This is a genomic window from Pseudomonas sp. BCA17 (genome assembly GCF_004519405.1).
Classification (GTDB): domain Bacteria; phylum Pseudomonadota; class Gammaproteobacteria; order Pseudomonadales; family Pseudomonadaceae; genus Aquipseudomonas.
Genome location: NZ_SGWI01000003.1, coordinates 523,040 through 544,591 on the forward strand (window position 1 = coordinate 523,040; position 21,552 = coordinate 544,591).

Sequence of the window (21,552 nt, forward strand, 5' to 3'; positions counted from 1 at the left end):
GGATATGGAGTCCGCGGCATTCTACTGGAAATGGAAAGCCCTATGGATATCACGCAATTGCTCACGGCCAGTGTGCGCCGTGGCGCCTCCGACCTGCATTTGTCCGCCGGCCTGGCGCCGATGCTGCGGATCGACGGCGAAGTCTGGCCCTTGGATGAATCGGTGCTTTCGCCACCGCAAGTGGTGGACTTATTAAGCCCTTTGCTCAATCAGCACCAACAAAAGGATTTCGAAACATCTCTTGAAACGGATTTTGCCTTTGAATTGCCCGGCGTGGCGCGTTTCAGGGCGAATGTGTTCCGGCAGGATCGCGGCATGGGCGCGGTGTTTCGCACCATTCCTGAAGTGCGCAGCCTGCAAAGCCTGGGCCTCGGCGAAGTATTCCAGCGTATCGCCCAATTACCTCGCGGCCTGGTACTGGTGACCGGGCCGACCGGGTCCGGCAAGTCCACGACTCTGGCGGCGATGATCGACCACCTCAACCAGCACCGGCACCAGCACATCCTCACCCTTGAAGACCCCATCGAGTTTATCCACACGCCCAAATCGGCATTGATCAACCAGCGGCAGGTGCACCGCGATACCCACAGCTTCTCGGTGGCCCTGCGTTCGGCGTTGCGCGAAGACCCGGATGTGATTCTGGTGGGGGAATTGCGCGACCTGGAAACCATCCGCCTCGCGCTGACGGCGGCTGAGACCGGGCACTTGGTGTTTGGCACGCTGCACACAGCCTCGGCCGCGAAGACCGTGGACAGGCTGGTGGACGTGTTCCCGGCGGGTGAAAAGGCCATGGTGCGCTCAATGCTGGCGGAGTCTTTGCAGGCGGTGGTGTCCCAGGTGCTGGTCAAGAAGGCCGGCGGTGGGCGGGTGGCGGCCCACGAGATCATGCTGGGCACGCCGGCCATTCGTAACCTGATCCGCGAAGACAAGGGCGCGCAGATGGTTTCGGCGATTCAGACCGGTGGGGCGTTGGGGATGAAAACGTTGGACATGAGCTTGAAGGCGTTGGTCACGCAAGGAGTGATCAGCCGGGAAGCGGCGCGGGAGAAGGCAAGGGTGCCTGGGGATATATAAGGGTTTGTAGGCGACACAAATCAAATGTGGGAGAGAGCAGGCCCTCTCCCACATTTGTACTGCATGGCAGCTTTAGATCAGCGCTGGACTACCCGCAAGGTGTTCTGCTCTTTGGGCAGAACCCGCTTGGCAATCACGTAGTTCTTGTCCCAGAACGGCTTTTTCAGCGTGTCGATGCTGACCGACTTGCCACGACGCGGTGCGTGGATAAAACGGTCGTTGCCCAGGTAGATGGCGACGTGATTGACCTGGCGGCTCTTGAGTTTGAAGAACAACAGGTCGCCCGGTTTCAGATCCTTGCGGTCGACTTTCAACCCGTGGCCGGCGGCCATGGCGTTGGAAGTGCGTGGCAAATCCACCGCTTTGACGTCATTAAACGCATATTTCACCAAACCACTGCAGTCGAACCCTTTACTTGGGCTGCTGCCGCCCCAACGATAAGGAGTACCAAGCACGTTGACGGCACGGCTGAGAACGGTACTGCTTTGCTTGGCGTTGACGGCCAGTTGGGGGTGAAGCGCTTTACCGTGGGCCTTGCTCACTTGAGTCGGGCGGTTGACGGTCAGCTTTGCCGACTTGGCAGTGCTGGGTGTGCTGTGAACTTTAGGGGTGAAACCGTTGACGTTAGGAAGTCGTTGCTCACGATTGGTGGCGTGGGCGGCCAGTGGCATTAATAGGCAAATGGTTAGCCATGTCTTGAAAAATGGTCGCATTAGGCGTGGCTCATATGGGTTTGCGCGCAACTTTATAACAGCTTTTTGTGCTGTTCTCAGGCCGTTTGTCGACTGAACCCTGGGGTCAAATGCAGGAAAAGCGCGACGTTTTATCGCAATTGTCCTACACAAGTCAGGCAGAACAAGGCTTTGAGGGGAGGGAAGATACCATTTGCCGTACGTCGGGCGCCCGTAAAAAAGTCACAAAGAAAGTGAAAAAATTTATCTATCGAGGCAAAAGAGGTCCTTCATGAACACCTATCAACAGGATGTTTCGCAGCAAGACACGCACAGCAAGGTGATTGGCTACCTGCTTTGGATTTTCGGTTTTACCGGTGCCCATCGCTTCTATTACGGCAAACCGGTCACCGGTACGATCTGGTTTTTCACCTTCGGCCTGCTGGGTATCGGCTGGCTGATCGACCTGTTCCTGATTCCGGCCATGGACCGTGAAGCCGACCTGCGTTTTACCGCCGGGCCCATCGAATACAACGTGGCCTGGGTATTGCTGGCGTTCCTGGGCGTGTTCGGCTTGCATCGCATGTACCAGGGCAAATGGATCACTGGCCTGATCTACCTGCTGACCGGTGGTTTGTTCCTGGTGGGGGTGCTGTATGACTTCTGGACGTTGAACACCCAGATTTCCATCCGCAATGCGGAGCGCAATGGCGGCCGCTGAGTCCGCAGGTAGATACAAAAACCAGATGTGGGAGCGGGCTTGCCGTGAAGGCAGTGTGCCAGTCGACATCTTCGTGACTGATCCACCGCTTTCGCGAGCAAGCCCGCTCCCACACTTACTGTGCTCGTTTCAGAGCGGTATCAAGCCTGATAGCTGATGCGCCCATCCACCAAGGTGTAACGCACGGTCGCCGGCAGGCTATGGCCGATGAACGGGCAGTTTTCACCCTTGGACAACCAGTGCTCCCCGGCCACCGTGGAGTTGGCCAAGTCAAACAGCACCAGATCCGCCGCCGAGCCCACCGCCAATTTGCCCGCCGGCAAGCGCAGGGCCTGGGCCGGGCCTGAGCTCAGGCGTGCCAGCAATGTCGGCAAGTCGAGCAAACCTTCGTCGACTAACGTCATTGCCAGCGGCAGCAGCAATTCCACGCTGCTGATGCCAGGCTCTGTCGCACCAAAGGGTGCCAGTTTGGCATCGCGCTCATGGGGTTGGTGATGGCTGGAGATTGCCGACACCACACCGGATTTCACCGCCGCACGCAAACCTTCACGGTCGGCACGAGTGCGCAGGGGTGGTTGCACGTGATACAGGCTGGAGAAATCGATCAACGCCTCATCCGTCAGGATCAATTGATACAGCGCCACATCCGCCGTCACCGGCAAGCCACGGGCCTGGGCCTGGGCGATCAGGGCGACGCCGCGTGCGCTGGTCAGTTGGCTGAAGTGCGCGCGCACTCCGCTTTGCTCCACCAACAACAGGTCACGGGCCAGTGCCACGGTTTCGGCGGTTTCTGGAATGCCGGGCAAACCGAGGAAGCTGGCGACGGCACCTTCATGGGCCAAACCGCCTTCGGCCAGGTCATGGTCCTGGGAGTGGAAAATCACCGTCAGATCGAAGGTGGCCGCGTATTCCAGGGCGCGTAACAACGTGCGCGTGCTGCGAAAGCTTTCCAGGCCATTGCCGAAGGCCACGCAACCGGCGTCGCGCAGTGCGATCAGCTCGGCGAGTTGCTCACCGTCCAGGCCCTTGCTCAGAGCGCCGATGGGGAACACTTTGCAGTTGCCGGCTTCGCGGGCACGGTCGAGGATCAGCTCGGTCACGGCCGAGGTGTCCAGCACCGGTCGGGTGTTCGGCGGGCAGCACAGGCTGGTCACGCCACCGGCGGCGGCGGCGCGGGTTTCGCTGGTGATGTTGCCTTTGCGGCTGTAGCCCGGCTCGCGCAGGGCGACGTTCAGGTCCACCAGGCCAGGTGCGGCCACCAGGCCCTTGGCGTCGATGGTCTCCTGGGCGGTGAAACCACTGGGCGCGGCACCGATGGCGATGATCTTGCCGGCGTCCAGGTGAAGATCGGTAACTTGATCCAGGCTGCTGGCAGGATCGATGACGCGGGCGCCGAGAATGCTGAGCTTCACTGGGCCTTCTCCTGCTCGAATTGACGTTGTGCGGTTTGCCCGCTCATGGCCATGGACAGTACGGCCATGCGGACCGCGATGCCGTAGGTCACCTGGTTCAAGATCACCGACTGCGGACCGTCGGCCACCGCCGACTCAATCTCCACGCCGCGGTTGATCGGGCCCGGGTGCATCACGATGGCGTCCGGCTTGGCGCCGGCGAGGCGGGCAGTGGTCAGGCCGAACAGGCGGTAGAACTCGCCTTCGCTGGGCAGCAGGCCACCGGCCATGCGCTCGCGTTGCAGGCGCAGCATGATCACTACGTCCACATCCTTGAGCCCTTCGGTCATGTCGGTGTAGACCTTCACGCCGTACTGCTCGATACCGATGGGCAGCAGGGTTTTCGGGGCGATCACGCGGATATCCGGGCAACCTAGGGTTTTCAACGCCAACATGTTCGAGCGCGCGACCCGCGAATGCAGGATGTCACCGACGATCGCCACCGAGAGGTTTTCAAAGCTGCCCTTGTGCCGACGGATGGTCAGCATGTCGAGCATGCCCTGGGTCGGGTGGGCGTGGCGGCCGTCGCCGCCGTTGATGATCGCCACTTGCGGGCATACGTGTTCGGCGATGAAGTGCGCGGCGCCGGAGTCGCCATGGCGTACCACGAACATGTCGGCGGCCATGGCTTCGAGGTTGCGCAGGGTGTCGAGCAGGGTCTCGCCCTTGCTCGCCGACGAAGTGGACACGTTCAGCGTGATCACGTCGGCCGACAGCCGTTGGGCTGCCAGCTCAAAAGTGGTGCGGGTGCGGGTGGAGTTCTCGAAGAACACGTTGCAGATGGTTTTGCCGCGCAGCAGTGGGACCTTCTTCACCGCCCGGCCACCGACTTCGAGAAACGAGTCGGCCGTGTCGAGGATTTCGGTGAGCAGTTCGCAGGGCAAACCATCGAGGGACAGGAAGTGTTGCAACTGGCCCTGAGCATTGAGCTGCAGCGGGCGCTTGGCATCTAGAGGCGTCATCGCGGGGACTCTTTACAAGGCGGTTTAAAGGGCGAGGTCTTGCAGTTCGAGTTCGAGCGGCGTGGGACCGGACAATTTTACCCGTTGGTGGGCTTGCAGCGACAATGTGGCGCCGACCACATCCGGGCTGATCGGCAATTCGCCAGCATCCAGGTCCAGCAGGCACACCAGCGTCACGCTGGCTGGGCGACCGTAGTCGAACAATTCGTTCATGGCGGCGCGGATGGTACGGCCGCTCATCAGCACGTCGTCGATCAACACCAGGTGCTGGCCTTCGATCTCGAACGGCAGGGCCGAAGGGCGCACTTGCGGGTGCAGGCCGTTCTGGCTGAAGTCGTCGCGGTAGAAGGACACATCCAGCGTACCGAGCGGCGAGTCGCTGCCCAGTGCTTCGAGCAACGCCTGGGCCACCCAGACACCGCCGGTGCGGATGCCGATGAAGCGCGGCTCGCTGATGGCGCGGTGTTGCAGATGGGCGGTAAGACTCGTCGCCATCTGGCTGATCAGTTCGGCGGGATTGGGCAGGCTCATGGGTGCTCCTTCTAGGCCTCGCGCTGGCAAGGTCCGGGCTCAAACGTAAAAAGACGCGGCAAGCCGCGTCAGTCAGGATTCAAATAAAGCGGTGTTTTCGTCCAGCCACCCCTGCAACAGCAAGGCGGCGGCGATGGCGTCCACAGGATTGTCGCGGTAGCTGCCTTTCTGCCCGCCACGGTCTCTGCGCTCGCCCTTGGCCTCGAAGGTGGTCAGGCGCTCGTCGTGGGTATAGAAAGGCAGGTTGTAGCGGCCATTGAGGCGGCGGGCGAACTTTTCGGCGCGCAGGCACATGTCGCTCGGGGTGCCGTCCATGTTCAAGGGCAGGCCGACCACGACGGCGTCGGGTTTCCACTCCTTGATCAGCGCTTCGACCTGGTTCCAGTCCGGTACGCCGTTCTGGGCTTTCAAGGTGCACAGCTCGCGGGCCTGGCCGGTAATCACCTGGCCGACCGCTACGCCGATCTGTTTGGTGCCGTAGTCAAAACCGAGGATCAGACGCAAAGCCATCAGGCGTGCCCCGCCTGGCTGGTCAGCAGGTTGAGGTTGACCCGCAACTTGGCCGCAGCCGCTTCCAGGCGCAGTTCACTGGGGGTGTTGAACAGGATTTCGGCGTCGAAGGGGCACGTCAGCCAGGCGTTGCTGGCCAGTTCCGCCTCCAGTTGCCCTGCTTCCCAACCGGCATAACCGAGGGTGATCACACTTTGCTCAGGCCCGACGCCGTCGGCGATGGCGAACAACACGTCCTGGGAGGTGGACAGCGACACACCGTCCAGATCAACCGTGGCCTGGAACTTCGGTCCGGTCGGGTGCAATACAAAACCACGCTCGGTCTGCACCGGCCCGCCGATGTAGATCGGTACGCCCTGGCAACGGGCCGGCGGGTCGACCTCCGGACGCAGTTGCTCGAGGATATCCGCCAGGTTCAGCTCTTGCGGGCGGTTGATCACCAGCCCCATTGCACCATTGGCCGTGTGCTCGACGATATAGGTCAAGGTCTGCGCAAAGTTCGGGTCGGCCATATGGGGCATGGCGATCAGGAATTGGTGCTTGAGGTAGGTCGGGCTGACGTTTTTCATGTTCGATAGTGTGGCGGTGGAGGGGCGAACTGACAAGCTGGTGATGTGCCACAGGTGGCAATTGTCGTCAATTGCTCGACAGCCGATCCCCCCTGGCGAACTTCCAGGTGCGGATGATTTCCAGGCGGTCCACGTCGTTCAGGTCGCCGCTGAACGGCGCAAACGGTGCGGCCAGGCGCACGATGCGCTGGGCGGCCTGATCGAGCAGGGGCTGGCCGGATGACTCCAGCACTTGCACCTCATAGAGCGTACCGTCGCGATTGATCGACACCAGCAAACGTAAATTGCCATAGATCTGCTGGCGCCGTGCCTCATCCGGGTAATTGAGGTTGCCAATGCGTTCGACCTTCTTGCGCCACTCGTCCTTATACCAGGCGCCTTTGTCGCGCATGGTCGAGGCAGCGTTCAAGCGATAAATGCGTGGGCGCTTGGCGTATAGCTGTTGTTCGTTGGCCAGTTCGGCTTCCAGGCTGGAAATCTGATCAGAGAGTTGCGAGCTGTCGAACGTCGGCGCCGGTTTCACCGGTTCGGGTTGCGGCTCGGTCTTGGTTTTCTCACGCTGGGCCGGGGCTTTTTGCGGTTTGGGTGCGACAGTGGTCACGGCCGCCTTGGGTGTGGCTTGCTTGACCTCGGGCTTGGGCGCTGGCGGTGGGGTGACTTTATTCACCTTGTTGTCCTGGAACGGCGCCACTTCAGTAGTCTTGGGCACCGCTTTCTTGTCCAGGGTGCCACTGCCTTGCTGGTTTTCCTGCGCGAGAAAGTCCGCCTTCTCGGGCTTTTTCTCGCTCTTGAACGTAGCGAGGGTGATTTCCAGGGTCTTGGTGATCTGCTTGGGTTCGGCGAAGGTGAAGCCCAGGCCGAGGAGCAATGCGAGGTGGACCAATGCCGCGAGGAACAGGGTAAAACCGAGCCGATCAGCCGGGCGCACGCCGCTGTGGGAGAGTTCGGGGGGCAGATTGGACGGAGAGGGCATAAAAAACCAACATCGCGTGTTTCGTGGTTCGGCATGATAGCGCAATGTTGGTTTTTAGCTTCAAGCGACAAGTTACAAGCTGCAAGCTAAAAGCAGTTTGCCTTTGAACTTGAGGTTTGAGGCTTGGCGCTTGCAGCTACGTTCAAACTTGAGGCTTGGAGCTTGCAACTTGCAGCTTCGCAGCAATTACGGCCATCAGCATTTCACCGATATTGGTGCCGAAAGCATTGTCGATCTCGCGAATGCAGGTCGGGCTGGTGACGTTGATTTCGGTGAGGTTCTCACCGATTACATCCAGCCCTACGAAGAGCAGGCCCTTTTCGCGCAGGGTTGGACCGACCTGGGCTGCAATCCAGCGGTCCTTGTCCGACAGCGGGCGCGCTTCACCACGCCCCCCGGCCGCCAGGTTGCCGCGTGTCTCGCCCGCTGCCGGGATACGCGCCAGGCAGTAATCCACCGGCTCGCCGTCGATCATCAGGATGCGCTTGTCGCCGTCCTTGATCGCCGGCAGATAGGCTTGGCCCATGATCTGCTGGGTGCCCAGGGCGGTCAGGGTTTCCAGGATTACCGACAGGTTCGGGTCGCCGGCGCGGTGGCGGAAGATCGAGGTGCCGCCCATGCCGTCCAGCGGCTTGAGGATCACGTCACCGTGCTTGGCGGCGAACTCACGCAACACATCGGCGCGACGGCTGACGACGGTCGGCGGCGTGCACTGTGGGAACAGCGTGGCAAAGAGCTTTTCGTTGCAGTCGCGCAGGCTCTGAGGCTTGTTGACGATCAGCACGCCGGCGCGTTCGGCCTGCTCCAGCAGGTAGGTGGAATAGACGAATTCCATGTCGAACGGCGGATCCTTGCGCATCAGGATCACATCCAGATCGCTCAGCGGGCTGTCGATTTCGTCCTCGAGTTCGAACCACTTCTGCGGGTTGGCAAATACCTGCAGCGGGCGCATGCGTGCACGGGCTTCGCCGTCGCCCTGGTAAAGGTCGCGCTGCTCCATATAGAACAGCGTCCAGCCGCGGGCCTGGGCGGCCAGGAGCATGGCCAGCGAGCTGTCCTTTTTATAGGAAATGCTGGCGATAGGGTCCATGACAATGCCGACGCGAACGCTCATGGGGGATTTCCTCTAGCAAATAAGGGCGCATAAAAGTGGCGTCAGAGTGGCGCTGCGGCTGTTGTGGGTCAAGGAAAAACCACTGGGCGGGCCGCTCGATAGATTGCGCCATGAGACTGTGCTAAAAAGACTGCCACGGCGCAGCAGCCCTCCAATTCCAAGGCTTGTGGCGTTCATCCTGTGCAACATCAGGCAGTACACACCGAAAACCGATTCGCTGTGGCGATGGTAGAGCAGATATGGAACAGCATTCCCACGCCTTGAGAGTGATGGTGATCGACGATTCGAAAACGATCCGCCGCACCGCCGAAACCCTGTTGAAGAACGTGGGGTGCGAGGTCATCACCGCCATCGACGGTTTTGATGCCCTGGCGCGGATTGTGGATCATCACCCGCACATTATCTTTGTCGACATCATGATGCCGCGCCTGGATGGCTATCAGACCTGCGCACTGGTGAAGAACAACCCAGTGTTCAAGTCGATTCCGGTGATCATGCTGTCCTCCAAGGATGGCCTGTTCGACAAGGCCAAGGGGCGTATCGTGGGTGTCGATCAGTTTTTGACCAAACCTTTCAGCAAGGAAGAACTACTGAGCGCGATCAAGGCCTACGTGCCTGACTTCGCTGCAGTGGAACAAGCACACTGATACCGCCCCATAAGGGCCGGCATCCACCAGAATAATGGGGAAAACCATGGCACGTGTTCTGATCGTCGACGATTCGCCGACCGAAATGTACAAACTGACCGGCATGCTGGAAAAGCACGGTCATCAGGTACTGAAAGCCGAAAACGGCGCCGACGGCGTGGCCCTGGCCCGCCAGGAAAAACCCGACGCCGTACTGATGGACATCGTGATGCCGGGCCTCAATGGCTTCCAGGCCACCCGTCAGTTGTCCAAGGAACCGGAAACCAACGGTATCCCGATCATCATCATCACCACCAAGGATCAGGAAACCGACAAGATCTGGGGCGCGCGCCAGGGCGCCAAGGATTACCTGACCAAGCCGGTGGATGAAGACACTCTGATCGCCACCCTGAACAAGGTGCTGGCCGGCTGACGGTTCACCATCATGACCGAGTCGCAAACCGCCTTCGAATTGCTGCTGGACATCGACCGCCGCTGCCGCCTGCTGGCCGCCGACCTGCCGTCCCAGGAAGCCCGCCAGCAGCGCTGGAGCGGGATCGCCTTTCGCGTGGGAGCAAATGGGTATGTGGCGCCCATGGGCGAAGTCGCCGAGGTGTTGCATGAGCCGCGTTGCACCTTGATGCCGGGGGTCAAACCCTGGGTCAAGGGCGTGGCCAACCTGCGCGGGCGCCTGCTGCCGGTGATGGATCTGGGCGGGTTCCTCGGCCTTGAGCGGTCCCCGGCGCCCAGGCAGCGACGCGTGCTGGTGGTGGAGTTCAACGACCTGTTTGTCGGGCTGCTGGTGGACGAGGTGGTGGGCATGCAGCATTTCGCGCAAGACGCATTAATGGCAAGTGCCAACCCCGGCGCGCCATTTATCCAGGGCCAGTTCGACGGCGACCCGGTGTGGCAGGTTTTCAGCCCATTCGCTTTGGCCCAGGCCCCAGGTTTCATGGATGTTGCCGCATGACCACCGTCACCACCCCCAAACCCGAGGCTGGGTCGCGCAGCCGTTCACAGATCATCGTGCTGTTTATCGCGTTGATCGTGTTCATCATGCTGCTGTTTGCCAACTTCGCGTACCTCAACACCCAGTCCACCTACGACAAGCAATACATCGGCCACGCCGGTGAATTGCGCGTGCTGTCCCAGCGTATCGCCAAGAACGCCACCGAAGCCGCTGCCGGCAAGGCGGCGGCGTTCAAGCTGCTGGGCGATGCGCGCAACGACTTTGCCCAGCGCTGGGGTTACCTGAAAAAAGGTGATCCGCAAACCGGCCTGCCGGCGGCGCCCCACGCGGTGCACGCCGAAATGCGCGCGGTGCAGACCGACTGGGAAGCGCTGCTGAAAAACACCGACGCGATCCTTGCCAGCGAACAGACCGTATTGTCCCTGCACCAAGTGGCCGCGACCCTGGCCGAGACTGTGCCACAGTTGCAGATGGAGTCGGAAAAGGTCGTCGACATCCTTCTGCAACGCGGCGCCCCGGCCAGCCAGGTGGTGTTGGCTCAACGCCAGTCGCTGCTGGCTGAACGTATCCTGGGCGCAGTGAATACGGTGCTGGCCGGTGACGATACCTCGGTACAGGCCGCCGATGCCTTTGGCCGTGATGCCAACCGTTTCGGCGAGGTACTCAATGGCATGCTCCAGGGCAACCCCGGCTTGCGCATCAGCCAGGTCGAGGACCACGACGCCCGGGCGCGGCTGGCGGAAATTGCCGAGCTGTTCGAGTTCGTCTCAGGCTCCGTGGATGAGATCCTTGAAACCTCGCCGCAACTGTTCCAGGTGCGTGCTTCGGCCAGCAACATCTTCAACCTCTCGCAAACCCTGCTCGATGAAGCCTCGCACCTGGCCACCGGGTTTGAAAACCTCGCCGGCGGGCGCAGCCTCGACACCATTGGCGGCTACGTGCTGGGCCTGCTGGCGCTGGCCTCGATCATCCTGATCGGCTTGGTGATGGTGCGCGAAACCAACCGACAACTGCATGAGACCGCCGAGAAAAACGAGCGCAACCAGAACGCGATCATGCGCCTGCTCGACGAAATCGAAGATTTGGCCGACGGCGACCTGACCGTCACCGCCTCGGTGACCGAGGATTTCACCGGCACCATTGCCGACTCCATCAACTACTCCGTGGACCAATTGCGCGACCTGGTAGCCACCATCAACCTCACTGCCGGGCAAGTCGCCGGTGCGGTGCAGGACACCCAGGCCACTGCCATGCACCTGGCCCAAGCCTCGGAACATCAGGCCCAGCAGATCGCCGAGGCGTCCACCGCGATCAAGCAGATGGCCCAGTCCATCGATCAGGTATCGGCCAACGCCGCCGAATCCTCGGCGGTAGCGGAGCGCTCGGTGGAGATCGCCAACAAGGGCAACGAGGTGGTGCATAACACCATCCACGGGATGGACAACATTCGCGAGCAGATCCAGGACACCGCCAAGCGCATCAAGCGCCTGGGCGAGTCGTCCCAGGAAATCGGCGATATTGTCAGCCTGATCGATGATATCGCCGACCAGACCAACATCCTCGCCCTCAACGCTGCGATCCAGGCGAGCATGGCCGGTGATGCCGGGCGCGGGTTTGCGGTGGTGGCCGATGAAGTGCAACGGCTGGCCGAGCGGTCGTCGGCAGCGACGCGGCAAATCGAAACCCTGGTGCGGGCGATCCAGGCCGACACCAACGAAGCGGTGATCTCCATGGAACAGACCACCACCGAAGTGGTACGCGGCGCGCGGCTGGCCCATGACGCCGGGGTGGCGCTGGAAGAGATCGAAGGTGTGTCGAAGACCCTGGCAGCGCTGATTCAGAGCATCTCCAATGCGGCGCAGCAGCAGACGTCGTCGGCGGGGCAGATTTCCCTGACCATGAATGTGATCCAACAGATCACCACCCAGACGTCGTCGGGCTCCACCGCCACTGCGGAAAGCATTGGTAACCTGGCAAAAATGGCCAGTCAGTTGCGGCGCTCGGTGTCGGGTTTCACGTTGCCCGCCGCCAAACAGGTCGATGATTGAAATGCAGCCGACACGTGGGAGGGCTTGGCCCTTTCCACACGGGCTCTCCATGGCTGTCGAAATCCTGGCAACACCAGCAATTCATGAATTCTAAGCGGAGCAGTTATGGTTGATCGGCACGACTACGTGGCCCTCGAATGGGTCAAGGGCGACATTGCCGAAACCTTGAAACAGGCTCGTTCTGCGCTGGACGCGTTTGTCGAAACCGGCGACGGCGACACGATCGACGAGTGCCTGGCCGGCATTCACCAAGTGCATGGCGCGCTGCAAATGGTCGAATTCTACGGTGCCGCCTTGCTCGCCGAAGAGCTCGAAGAGCTGGCCCTGGCGTTCCAGGCCGGGCGTGTCAGCCAGCGCGATGAAAGCATTCGCCTGCTGCAACAGGCCCTTGGCCAATTGCCGTTGTATCTGGACCGCGTCCATAGCGCCCGTCGTGACCTGCCATTGGTGGTGTTGCCGTTGCTCAACGACCTGCGCAGTGCGCGCGGTGAAAGCCTGCTGTCGGAAACCAGCCTGTTCAGCCCGCAACTGCTGACGATTGCACCGTTGCCCGATGAGGTCCTGGCGCAACGTGCTCCGCCTGAGCTTCACGAGCAACTGCGCCAGTGGCACCAACTGCTGCAACAAGCCTTGGCCGGCCTGCTGCGTGAGGATCACGGCCCCAGCAACCTGGTGGACATGGCACGCGTCTTCGCGCGCCTCGAAGCGTTGTGCCAGGGCGCGCCGTTGTTGCCGTTGTGGCAAGTTACTTCGGCGCTGGTCGAAGGCATGCTCACCGGTGTGATCGCCAACAGCCCGGCCTTGCGCAGCCTGCTCAAGGCCAGTGACAAACAACTCAAGCGCCTGCTGGCCCAGGGCATCGCCGGGATCAACCAGCCGGCGCCGGATGACCTGCTCAAGAGCCTGCTGTTCTACGTGGCCAAGGTCACCCGGCCGACGCCGCGCATGCAAAGCCTCAAGGAACGCTACGGCCTGGACGAAGCCTTGCCCGACAGCGCCGTGGTCGACGCCGAGCGCGCGCGCCTGGCCGGGCCGGATCGCGACGGCATGGGGTCGGTGCTCGGCGCTTTGTGTGAAGAGCTGGTGCGGGTCAAGGAACGTCTGGATCTGTTCGTGCGCAGCGACCGCCAACACACCAGTGACCTCGATGCGTTGCTGGGGCCGCTGCGGCAGATTGCCGATACCCTGGCGGTACTGGGTTTCGGCCAACCGCGAAAGGTGATCATCGATCAACTGGCTGTAGTACTCAGTCTTGTCCAAGGCCAGCGCGAACCGAACGACGCGGTGTTGATGGACGTTGCCGGCGCCTTGCTGTACGTCGAAGCCACACTGGCAGGCATGGTTGGCACCGTGGAACCGCAAAGCCGTGAAGAAAGCCGTCTGCCCACGACCGACCTGACGCAGATTCACCAACTGGTGATTCGCGAATCCTGCCAGTGCCTGAGGCAAGCCCAGGAACTGGTCATCGACTGCATCGAAGCCCACTGGGATCGCCAGCGCCTGGAGTCGCTGCCGCAACTGTTGAGCCAGGTGCGTGGTGCGCTGGCGATGATTCCCCTGCCGCGGGCGGCCAGCCTGATGCGGGGTTGCTCGAATTACGTCGATGAACAGTTGATGGTCAGCGACAGCCCACCCTCCGAGGCGCAGCTGGGGTACTTTGCCGAGGTGGTCAGCAGCCTGGAGTACTACCTGGAACGCATGCTCCAGGACCCTGATGCTTCGGGTGAACGGGTGCTGGAGCTGGCGACCCAAGGCCTTGCCGCGCTCGGCTACCTGCCTGCCGAAAAGCCTTGGCGCCAGGCGCTGGCCGCGCCCGATGGGGCATTGTCGGCCGAGAACACCTCCAGCCAGTCTCAATTCGATGCGTTGGCCAGCCCGGCCTCGCGCTTGAACCCGCCGGCCCAGCACCGTCCCGGTAGCTTGCTGCCGCCACCGGCCGACGAAGAGCCGATTGACGATGAGCTGCGCGAGGTCTTCCTCGAAGAAGTCGACGAAGTGCTCGACGTACTGCATCGCCACCTGCCGGACAGTGCCGACAAAACCGCCCAGGGCGAAATGCGCCGTGCCTTCCACACCCTCAAGGGCAGCGGTCGCATGGTGCGCGCCCTGGTACTCGCCGAGCTGGCCTGGGCGGTGGAAAACCTGCTCAATCGCGTGCTGGAACGCAGCGTGGCCCCTGGCATTGAAGTGCAACAGGTACTGGATGAGGCGGTGGCCCTGTTGCCGACATTGGTCGCCGATTTCGCCAGCGACGAGCAGCGCCAGCGCGATGAAGTCGACGCCCTGGCCGCCCGCGCCCATGCCCTGGCCAGCGGCGCCAGGCCCCATGACCCGATGTTGCTGGAAATCTTCCGCAACGAGGCCCAGAGCCATCTGGACAGCCTCAACCACTTCCTGCAACAAGCCTCCGAGCACATGCCGCTGCAGGTCAGCGATGAGTTGCAACGCGCCCTGCACACGCTCAAAGGCAGCGCCTACATGGCCGGCGTGCTGCCCATCGCCGAACTGGCGCGCCCCCTTGACCACCTGACCCGTGAATACAAAGCCCATCGCCTGCCGTTGGACCTGGACGAGGTGGAGTTGCTGCTGGAGGCCGAAGGCTTGTTTCAACGTGGGCTGAGCGCCTTGGACAGCGACCCTCTGGCGCCGATAAAAGGCGCGCAGGCGCTGATCGGCCGCATCCAAAGCCTGCTCGATCATCAACTCCAGGCATTGCTCGAGGCACCTACCGGCCTGCGTATCAAGCGCGACCCGCAACTGATCAGCAACTTCCTGGCCCAGGGCATGGATATCCTGCTCGACGCCGAAAACCTGTTGCGTCGCTGGCAGCAGCATCCTGGCGAGCGTCAGGAACTGACGGCGCTGCTGGACGAGTTGACCACCCTGGGCGAGGGCGCGCACGTCGCCGACCTGCACAGTATCGACGAACTCTGCGAAGCCTTGCTCGACCTGTATGGCGCCGTGGAAGAGAGCAGCCTGGCGGTCAGCGAACGGTTTTTCCAAGAGGCCGAGCAGGCCCATGAAGCGCTGATCAACATGCTCGACCAACTGGCCGCCGGCCAGGAAATCAGCCCGGCGCCGGCACGGGTCGAAGCCTTGCGCGAATTGCTGGATGAGGCTCTCGACCCATCCGCCACCGGCCTGATCAAACGTGACGGCAGCCACGCCTTGAGTATTACCGAACTGGGCGCCGCGACTGCACGGCTGGATCACGACACGGCCATGGACGATGAACTCGTCGAGATCTTCCTGGAAGAAGCGGTCGACATCCTCGACAGCGCCGGGCAGTCCCTCAAACGCTGGTTGCTGGAGCCCGGCAGCGCCGCGCCCTTGTCGTCATTGCAACGCGATTTGCACACCCTCAAGGGCGGTGCGCGCATGGCCGAAATAGGCCCGATCGGCGACCTGGCGCATGAGCTGGAAGGCCTTTATGAAGGCCTGGTGGACCGCCGCTACAGTTATTCCACCGAGCTGTCCCAGGTGCTGATGGCCTGCCACGAACGGCTGGCCTTGCAACTCGAAGAGCTGCAACACCACCAGCCCTTGAGCGACAGTACCGAACTGGTCGCCAAGCTGCGCGCGTTGCGCCAGGGCGGTACTGCGACCCTTGCCGCCCCCGCGCCGCGTACCCAGGGCGCCGACCCGGAACTGCTGGATATCTTCCTCGAAGAGGCCGCCGACATTCTCGAAAGCTCCGGCAGTGCGCTGGCGCGTTGGCAGGCCGAGCCGAATAATCGTCAGGAGGTGGAAACCCTGCTGCGCGACCTGCATACCCTCAAGGGTGGCGCACGCATGGTCGAGATCGGGCCGATTGGCGACCTGGCCCATGAGCTGGAGTTTCTCTGCGAGGGGGTATCCGCCGGCCAGCTGGCGCCGTCCCCCGAGCTGTTCGCGTTACTGCAAGGCTGTCATGACCGGCTGGCGCAGATGATCGACGCCGTGGCGGATGGGCTGCCGGTGGGCTCGGTGGACAAGCTCATCGGGCGCATCAAGAGCCTGGTGCAACCCGGCGACGAACCGTTGGTAGCGGTCGCCTTGCCCGGCGGCAAGACCGAAGCGGCCGTCGACCCGGCGGCGGACATGGTGAAAATCTCCGCCGACCTGCTGGACGATCTGGTTAACCTGGCCGGCGAAACCTCGATCCTCCATGGTCGTATCGAGCAGCAAGTCAATGACGCGCGCATCGCCCTTAATGAGGTGGAGACCACCATCGAGCGCATGCGCGACCAGTTGCGCCGCCTCGACACTGAAACCCAGGGACGCATCCTCAGCCGCCAGCAGGCCGAGGCTGAGCGCCTGGGCTATGAAGAATTCGACCCGTTGGAGATGGACCGCCATTCGCAGTTGCAGCAGCTGTCGCGGGCGCTGTCCGAGTCGGCGTCCGACCTGCTGGACCTCAAGGAAACCCTCGACCGCCGCAATCAGGACGCTTACGACCTGTTGCAACAACAAGCACGCATCAACACCGAGTTGCAGGAAGGCTTGATGCGCACGCGCATGGTGCCGTTTGAACGCATGCTGCCGCGCCTCAAGCGTATCGTGCGGCAGGTGGCGGAGGAGTTGGGCAAGGACGTGGAATTTGTGGTCGGCAATGCTGAAGGCGAGATGGACCGCAACGTGCTGGAACGCATGGTCGCGCCGCTGGAGCACATGTTGCGCAACGCCGTCGACCACGGCCTGGAGTCCCGCGAGGTGCGGCTTTCGGCCGGCAAGCCGGAAAAGGGTCGCATCACCCTGGACCTGACCCACGAAGGTGGCGACATTGTCTTCGACATGCGCGACGACGGCGCCGGGGTGCCCTTGGACGCGGTGCGACGCAAGGCGATCAAGCGCGGCCTGCTCGCCCCTCAGCAGGAAATCAGCGACCGCGATGTGTTGCAGTTCATTCTGCAGCCAGGCTTTTCCACCGCGGAAAAGATCACGCAGATTTCCGGGCGCGGCGTAGGTATGGACGTAGTGCATGAAGAAGTGCGCCAGCTGGGCGGCTCGATGGTGATCGACTCGACACCGGGCATGGGCGTGCACTTTCGCATTCGCCTGCCGTTTACCGTATCGGTCAACCGCGCGCTGATGGTGCAATGCGCCGACGATCAATACGCGATCCCGCTCAACACCATCGAAGGGTTGGTGCGTGTGCTGCCCCATGAGCTGGCCGGGCACTATCAGCAAGACCCGCCGTTTTATGAATACGCCGGCCAGCGCTACGAACTGTTCTACCTTGGCGACCTGTTGCACACCGTCGCCCGCCCGAAGCTGCTCGGCCAATACCAGCCGGTACCGGTGCTGCTGGTGCAATGCAATGAGCGTCACGTGGCGGTGCATGTGGATGCCATGGCCGGTACGCGAGAGATCGTGGTCAAGGGCCTGGGGCCACAGTTTGCGGGCGTGCAGGGCTTGTCCGGCGCGACTATCCTGGGTGACGGTCGCGTAGTGCTGATCATCGACTTGCTCGCGCATATCCGCGCCCGGCAGCCGGCCTTGCCGGCCCAGGTAGTCGATGCCCCGCTGATGCTCAACGACCCGCAAAAAAAGCGCCCGCTGCTGGTATTGGTGGTGGACGACTCGGTCACTGTGCGCAAAGTCACCAGTCGCCTGCTGGAGCGCAACGGCATGAACGTGCTCACCGCCAAGGACGGCATCGACGCCATTGCGGTGCTCGAGGAACACACCCCGGACCTGATGCTGCTCGACATCGAAATGCCCCGCATGGACGGCTTCGAAGTGGCGATCCAGGTGCGCAACGACCCGCGTCTGATGCGCCTGCCGATCATCATGATCACCTCGCGCACCGGCCAGAAACACCGCGACCGCGCCATGGCCATTGGCGTCAACGACTACCTCGGCAAGCCGTATCAAGAGTCGGTGCTGCTGGAAAGCATCGCCTATTGGAGCAAGTCCCATGCTTGACCACCGCGCCAGCCAAGTCACCGGCCTGCTGCTGCCCCTGGCGGACCGCCCTCTGGTGCTGCCCAACGTCGCCGTGGCCGAACTCATCGACTTCCAACGCGGAGAACCGGCCAGCGATGCACCGCCGTGGTATTTGCGGCAAGTCAGCTGGCGCGATCGGCAGTTGCCATTGATCAGTTTTGAAGCGGTGTGCGGTGAAGCCATCGTCACGAGCGAACGCTCGCGGATCGTGGTGCTGAATACGCTGGGTGGGCGGCCGACATTGAAGTTCATTGCGATGGTGATCCAGGGGATTCCCCGCTCGTACAAGCTCGACAGCCAGTTGAGTTATGTGGATGTGCCGCTGTGCCCCCTGGAGTTGGCGGCGGTGCAGGTGGGGGAGCATGTGGCGAAGGTGCCGGACTTGATGGGGCTGGAGGCGCTGCTGGTCGAGTCCGGCCTGGCCTGACGTGCTCTGTTCAAGCCTTGTACGCATCAAAGTGCGGGGCAGGCCTAAGGCCCTTCAGTCAGTTAAAGCGCGACGCTGTCACTGTGGTGAGGGTGCTTGCTCCCGCTCGGCCGCGCAGCGGCCGCAAAAATGGGCCTGCTACGCAGTCCAACGGGAGCAAGCTCCCTCGCCACGGGAAGTGCTTTTGCCTTGAGTAATGTGGGTGGGCTCTCGGATTTTTCCTGCAAAATTTGGGGCCGTGCATGAACGTGTCGCGGTGTGGGGCAGGCCTGAGGCCCTTCAGTCAGTTAAAGATGTGGCGAGGGAGCTTGCTCCCGTTCGGCCGCGCAGCGGCCGCAAAAATGGGCCTACTACGCAGTCCAACGGGAGCAAGCTCCCTCGCCACGGGAAGTGCTTTTGCCTTGAGTAATGTGGGCGGGCTCTCGGATTTTTCCTGCAAGATTTGGGGCCGTCCATGAACGTGTCGCGGTGTGGGCAGGCCTGAGGCCCTTCAGTCAGTTAAAGCGCAACGCTGTCACTGTGGCGAGGGAGCTTGCTCCCGCTCGGCCGCGCAGCGGCCGCAAAATGGGCCTGCTACGCAGTCCAACGGGAGCAAGCTCCCTCGCCACGGGAAGTGCTTTTGCCTTGAGTAATGTGGGTGGGCTCTCGGATTTTTCCTGCAAGATTTGGGGCCGTGCATGAACTTGTCGAGTGCAGTCGGCGCGCCTAGTCTTCGTCCCGTCATCGCAAAAAACGGTGACACGGACGTGCAAGTCCGGTTACATGTCGGCGCACCAGCGCCCATAGCCATTCAGTGGGCGTTTTTTATGTCTGCTGTACTTGTTATGGCGGCCGTGCGCGGGAGATCCTTCGGGGTCTGCCGGGGTCCGATATGCCCGGTCTTGCACACCTGCGCACAGCTGCCACCTTAATTCGCGTGCAAGCGGAAGAGGGCAGTCTCCATTACATATCGGAGCTGTAAACCATGGTCAAACCTACACTCAATCTGCCTCTTTTCACTGTAAACCCTCACCAAAACACCGAAACCCTGCTGGTTAACGCCAGCGAAACCCTGTCCTCCCTCAATGCACTTACCTGCAATTTGGCTTTCGACCTGAACACCTCCCAGCGCGCCATCATGCTCGGGATCCAGCAAATGGCCGAGTTGGGGCAATTGTTGGTGGATCAGGCACTGGAACAGATTTCACCCTCCCCAGCGGCTTAAAACTTGATCGTTCCAAAAAAGGGACTGATCGTTCCCTTTTTGGGACTTATTGTTGGCTGCCATGCACACCTTGCCGCTCAGCACCGCGCTCTTCACAGCCACCCAGCAAAAAGTACTGGGCCTGCTTTTCGGTAGGCCCGATCAAAGTTTCTTCACCAATGAAATTGCGCGGTGGGCCCAGGTGGGCAAGGGAAGCCTTACCCGCGAGCTGGAACGCCTGCAGTTGGCGGGTATTTTGAGCATGACCCGCCAGGGCAACCAAATCCACTACCAGGCCAACCCCCACTGCCCGATCTACTCGGAACTGTTAGCCATTGTGCGCAAAACGCTGAGCCTGGATGAGCCATTGTGCAACGCGCTGGCACCGTTCGCCGAGCACATAACCTGGGCCTTTATCTACGGCTCCATTGCCAAGGGCGAGGCGCACTCATCCAGTGACATAGATCTGATGCTGACCGGCGAAAGCCTAAACTACAGTGAAGTCATGGAGCAGCTCATACCTTTGGAAGAGCAACTGAGCCGCCCCATCAACCCGACGCTTTACACCCCTGAAGACTGGCTCGGCAAATGGAATGCAGGGAACAGTTTTGTAGCGGGTCATGCGGCAGGACAAGATCAGTTTGATTGGGGGCAACCCCCTGGAACCCACGGATGGATAGCAAGGCAAACCTGGAAAATTGGGCAGGAAAAGCTAGAGCTGCTGGTTCCGAGCAACAACCTGAAAAGCCTGTCTGAGTGTTCTGTTTCGAATGTCGGTAACTCAGGGGATCCTACAAAAACTCTTGTCCTGGCCTCGTAAACGTAAGGCTTGGATCGAATGTTTGTCTGAAATTTCTGTAAGTGCGGACTCGGCGCTTTTGCTGTTTTTTGAGTGCTAGCTTTTGAGGCTCAAACCCATCAGCAAGGATTCGCAAATGGCTGTTCCACCAATGCCCCCAGGCGTTTCGCTGCAAGACAATATCGCCCTGGCCACTAATCGCAGAATGCATTTGAAGCCTGGCTCGGCATTCACCTATTCGTGGTTCTATTCACAGGTCAGAGGGCGTGGCCCATGGGATTACAAACAGAAAAGTCGCGAGTACGAGGCGTTCGGCAACTTCAACTATGGTGTTACCGGCACTGTGCTGGGGATACCGGAAAGCGTGTTGTTGAGAGCGGCTGGTGCTGCGCAAAAGGCAGCGGGGACGTCCCGGGCGGAGTTTGGAGACTGGTGGGGTGATGCGCCGTATGGCGATGATCACAGTGACCAGCATTGGATCAAAGAGGGGATCGAATATGCCAGGACCCAGGGGTTTTAAGTGGTTGGTCCAGGGCTTGCTCCACGGGCTGTTGGTGGTGTGTCTCGGATCCTTGGGCGTTGGTTGGTTGATGAGCCCAGGTCCACCGGAGTTGGATGAGGTCGTGCTCAAGTACTCCTTGAATAACGGAAGCTCCATTTACGGCGCGCGGAATAATCAGGGGGGCGCTACGGCGGGCTTTTCCTACAGGTACTACGTCCACAAGGATCTGGGCAGTGATCAAGAAATACTCACGACATTGGTGTCGGCGCATCCTTTTCTGAAAACCAAAGAGCCAGAGGTCCAAGTGAATCGGGTGGACGGAGTCATCCATCTCATTGTTCGTGGGGGGATCTATGAATACCGTAGCTACCCGCTTGAAGAGTTGGGGGCGGTGAGCATCGACATGAAGTTGTAGACCGGCTGGCTTCGGATTTTTCCTGCGCTGCTTTATGGCGCCTGCGCGCAGGAGGTCTTCGGACCTGCTGGGTGTCCT

Annotated in this window: 19 protein-coding genes and 1 pseudogene; 12 read left to right on the forward strand and 8 right to left on the reverse strand. The window is 61.2% G+C overall.

The genetic code is table 11. The annotated features are described in order from the left end of the window. The first annotated feature begins 42 nt into the window (after window positions 1–42). The gene (locus EXW71_RS14945; protein ID WP_134659186.1) at window positions 43–1,074 is read left to right on the forward strand and encodes a type IV pilus twitching motility protein PilT; all 1,032 of its coding nucleotides are present in this window, start codon (window positions 43–45) and stop codon (window positions 1,072–1,074) included. Between the two features lie 77 nt (window positions 1,075–1,151). Here the strand turns inward: EXW71_RS14945 and EXW71_RS14950 are convergent, their stop codons facing one another. Next, window positions 1,152–1,787, reverse strand: a complete 636-nt coding sequence (locus EXW71_RS14950; RefSeq protein ID WP_134659184.1) for a C40 family peptidase — start codon at window positions 1,785–1,787, stop codon at window positions 1,152–1,154. A 250-nt stretch (window positions 1,788–2,037) separates the two neighbouring features. Here EXW71_RS14950 and EXW71_RS14955 point away from each other — a divergent pair, with 250 nt between their 5' ends. Beyond that, a complete protein-coding gene (locus EXW71_RS14955) occupies window positions 2,038–2,466 on the forward strand; it encodes a TM2 domain-containing protein (protein WP_123717173.1) in 429 nt (142 codons plus the stop codon). Between the two features lie 140 nt (window positions 2,467–2,606). Here EXW71_RS14955 and EXW71_RS14960 read toward each other — a convergent pair whose 3' ends face one another. From EXW71_RS14960 to gshB, 7 genes are all read right to left on the reverse strand, one after another. Continuing rightward, window positions 2,607–3,878 (reverse strand): dihydroorotase, encoded by a 1,272-nt coding sequence (locus EXW71_RS14960; protein WP_134659182.1) that lies wholly within the window; start codon window positions 3,876–3,878, stop codon window positions 2,607–2,609. Next, window positions 3,875–4,879 carry an aspartate carbamoyltransferase catalytic subunit gene (locus EXW71_RS14965; protein WP_123717175.1) on the reverse strand — a complete coding sequence of 335 codons (1,005 nt, stop codon included), beginning with the start codon at window positions 4,877–4,879 and terminating at the stop codon, window positions 3,875–3,877. The genes EXW71_RS14960 and EXW71_RS14965 overlap by 4 nt, the downstream gene beginning before the upstream one ends. 24 nt (window positions 4,880–4,903) lie before the next feature. Next, window positions 4,904–5,410, reverse strand: coding sequence for a bifunctional pyr operon transcriptional regulator/uracil phosphoribosyltransferase PyrR (gene pyrR, locus EXW71_RS14970; RefSeq protein ID WP_025857711.1), 507 nt, complete (start codon window positions 5,408–5,410; stop codon window positions 4,904–4,906). A 72-nt stretch (window positions 5,411–5,482) separates the two neighbouring features. Next, window positions 5,483–5,920 (reverse strand): Holliday junction resolvase RuvX, encoded by a 438-nt coding sequence (ruvX, locus tag EXW71_RS14975; RefSeq protein WP_003195067.1) that lies wholly within the window; start codon window positions 5,918–5,920, stop codon window positions 5,483–5,485. Continuing rightward, entirely contained in the window at window positions 5,920–6,489 is a 570-nt protein-coding gene (locus EXW71_RS14980) for a YqgE/AlgH family protein (RefSeq protein ID WP_123717176.1), read from the reverse strand. Before EXW71_RS14980 ends, ruvX begins: the two co-directional genes overlap by 1 nt. Before the next feature lie 67 nt (window positions 6,490–6,556). Next, on the reverse strand, window positions 6,557–7,462 hold the full coding sequence (locus EXW71_RS14985; protein WP_134659180.1) for an energy transducer TonB: 906 nt from the start codon (window positions 7,460–7,462) through the stop codon (window positions 6,557–6,559). 142 nt (window positions 7,463–7,604) lie between these two features. Continuing rightward, a complete protein-coding gene (gene gshB / locus EXW71_RS14990; protein ID WP_123717177.1) occupies window positions 7,605–8,576 on the reverse strand; it encodes a glutathione synthase in 972 nt (323 codons plus the stop codon). 239 nt (window positions 8,577–8,815) lie between these two features. Here gshB and pilG point away from each other — a divergent pair, with 239 nt between their 5' ends. From pilG to EXW71_RS15040, 10 genes and pseudogenes are all read left to right on the forward strand, one after another. Beyond that, entirely contained in the window at window positions 8,816–9,223 is a 408-nt protein-coding gene (gene pilG / locus EXW71_RS14995) for a twitching motility response regulator PilG (RefSeq protein ID WP_134659178.1), read from the forward strand. Window positions 9,224–9,269: 46 nt separating this feature from the next. Continuing rightward, window positions 9,270–9,635, forward strand: a complete 366-nt coding sequence (gene pilH / locus EXW71_RS15000) for a twitching motility response regulator PilH (protein ID WP_003234583.1) — start codon at window positions 9,270–9,272, stop codon at window positions 9,633–9,635. Window positions 9,636–9,647: 12 nt separating this feature from the next. Next, window positions 9,648–10,172: a chemotaxis protein CheW gene (locus tag EXW71_RS15005; protein ID WP_134659176.1), complete on the forward strand. Its 525-nt coding sequence runs from the start codon at window positions 9,648–9,650 to the stop codon at window positions 10,170–10,172. Further along, window positions 10,169–12,220: a methyl-accepting chemotaxis protein gene (locus EXW71_RS15010; protein ID WP_134659174.1), complete on the forward strand. Its 2,052-nt coding sequence runs from the start codon at window positions 10,169–10,171 to the stop codon at window positions 12,218–12,220. Before EXW71_RS15005 ends, EXW71_RS15010 begins: the two co-directional genes overlap by 4 nt. Window positions 12,221–12,325: 105 nt before the next feature. Then, window positions 12,326–18,127 (forward strand): Hpt domain-containing protein, encoded by a 5,802-nt coding sequence (locus tag EXW71_RS15015; protein WP_134659172.1) that lies wholly within the window; start codon window positions 12,326–12,328, stop codon window positions 18,125–18,127. Then, window positions 18,120–18,575: a chemotaxis protein CheW gene (locus EXW71_RS15020; protein ID WP_134659170.1), complete on the forward strand. Its 456-nt coding sequence runs from the start codon at window positions 18,120–18,122 to the stop codon at window positions 18,573–18,575. The genes EXW71_RS15015 and EXW71_RS15020 overlap by 8 nt, the downstream gene beginning before the upstream one ends. Window positions 18,576–19,539: 964 nt before the next feature. Further along, window positions 19,540–19,779 (forward strand): DUF6124 family protein, encoded by a 240-nt coding sequence (locus EXW71_RS15025; protein WP_134659169.1) that lies wholly within the window; start codon window positions 19,540–19,542, stop codon window positions 19,777–19,779. Between the two features lie 61 nt (window positions 19,780–19,840). Then, window positions 19,841–20,438 (forward strand): annotated as a pseudogene (locus EXW71_RS15030) (nucleotidyltransferase domain-containing protein). A 255-nt stretch (window positions 20,439–20,693) separates the two neighbouring features. Next, window positions 20,694–21,077 (forward strand): polymorphic toxin type 44 domain-containing protein, encoded by a 384-nt coding sequence (locus tag EXW71_RS15035; protein ID WP_134659167.1) that lies wholly within the window; start codon window positions 20,694–20,696, stop codon window positions 21,075–21,077. A gap of 103 nt (window positions 21,078–21,180) precedes the next feature. Then, window positions 21,181–21,474, forward strand: coding sequence for a hypothetical protein (locus EXW71_RS15040; RefSeq protein WP_256657128.1), 294 nt, complete (start codon window positions 21,181–21,183; stop codon window positions 21,472–21,474). Window positions 21,475–21,552 lie beyond the last annotated feature (78 nt).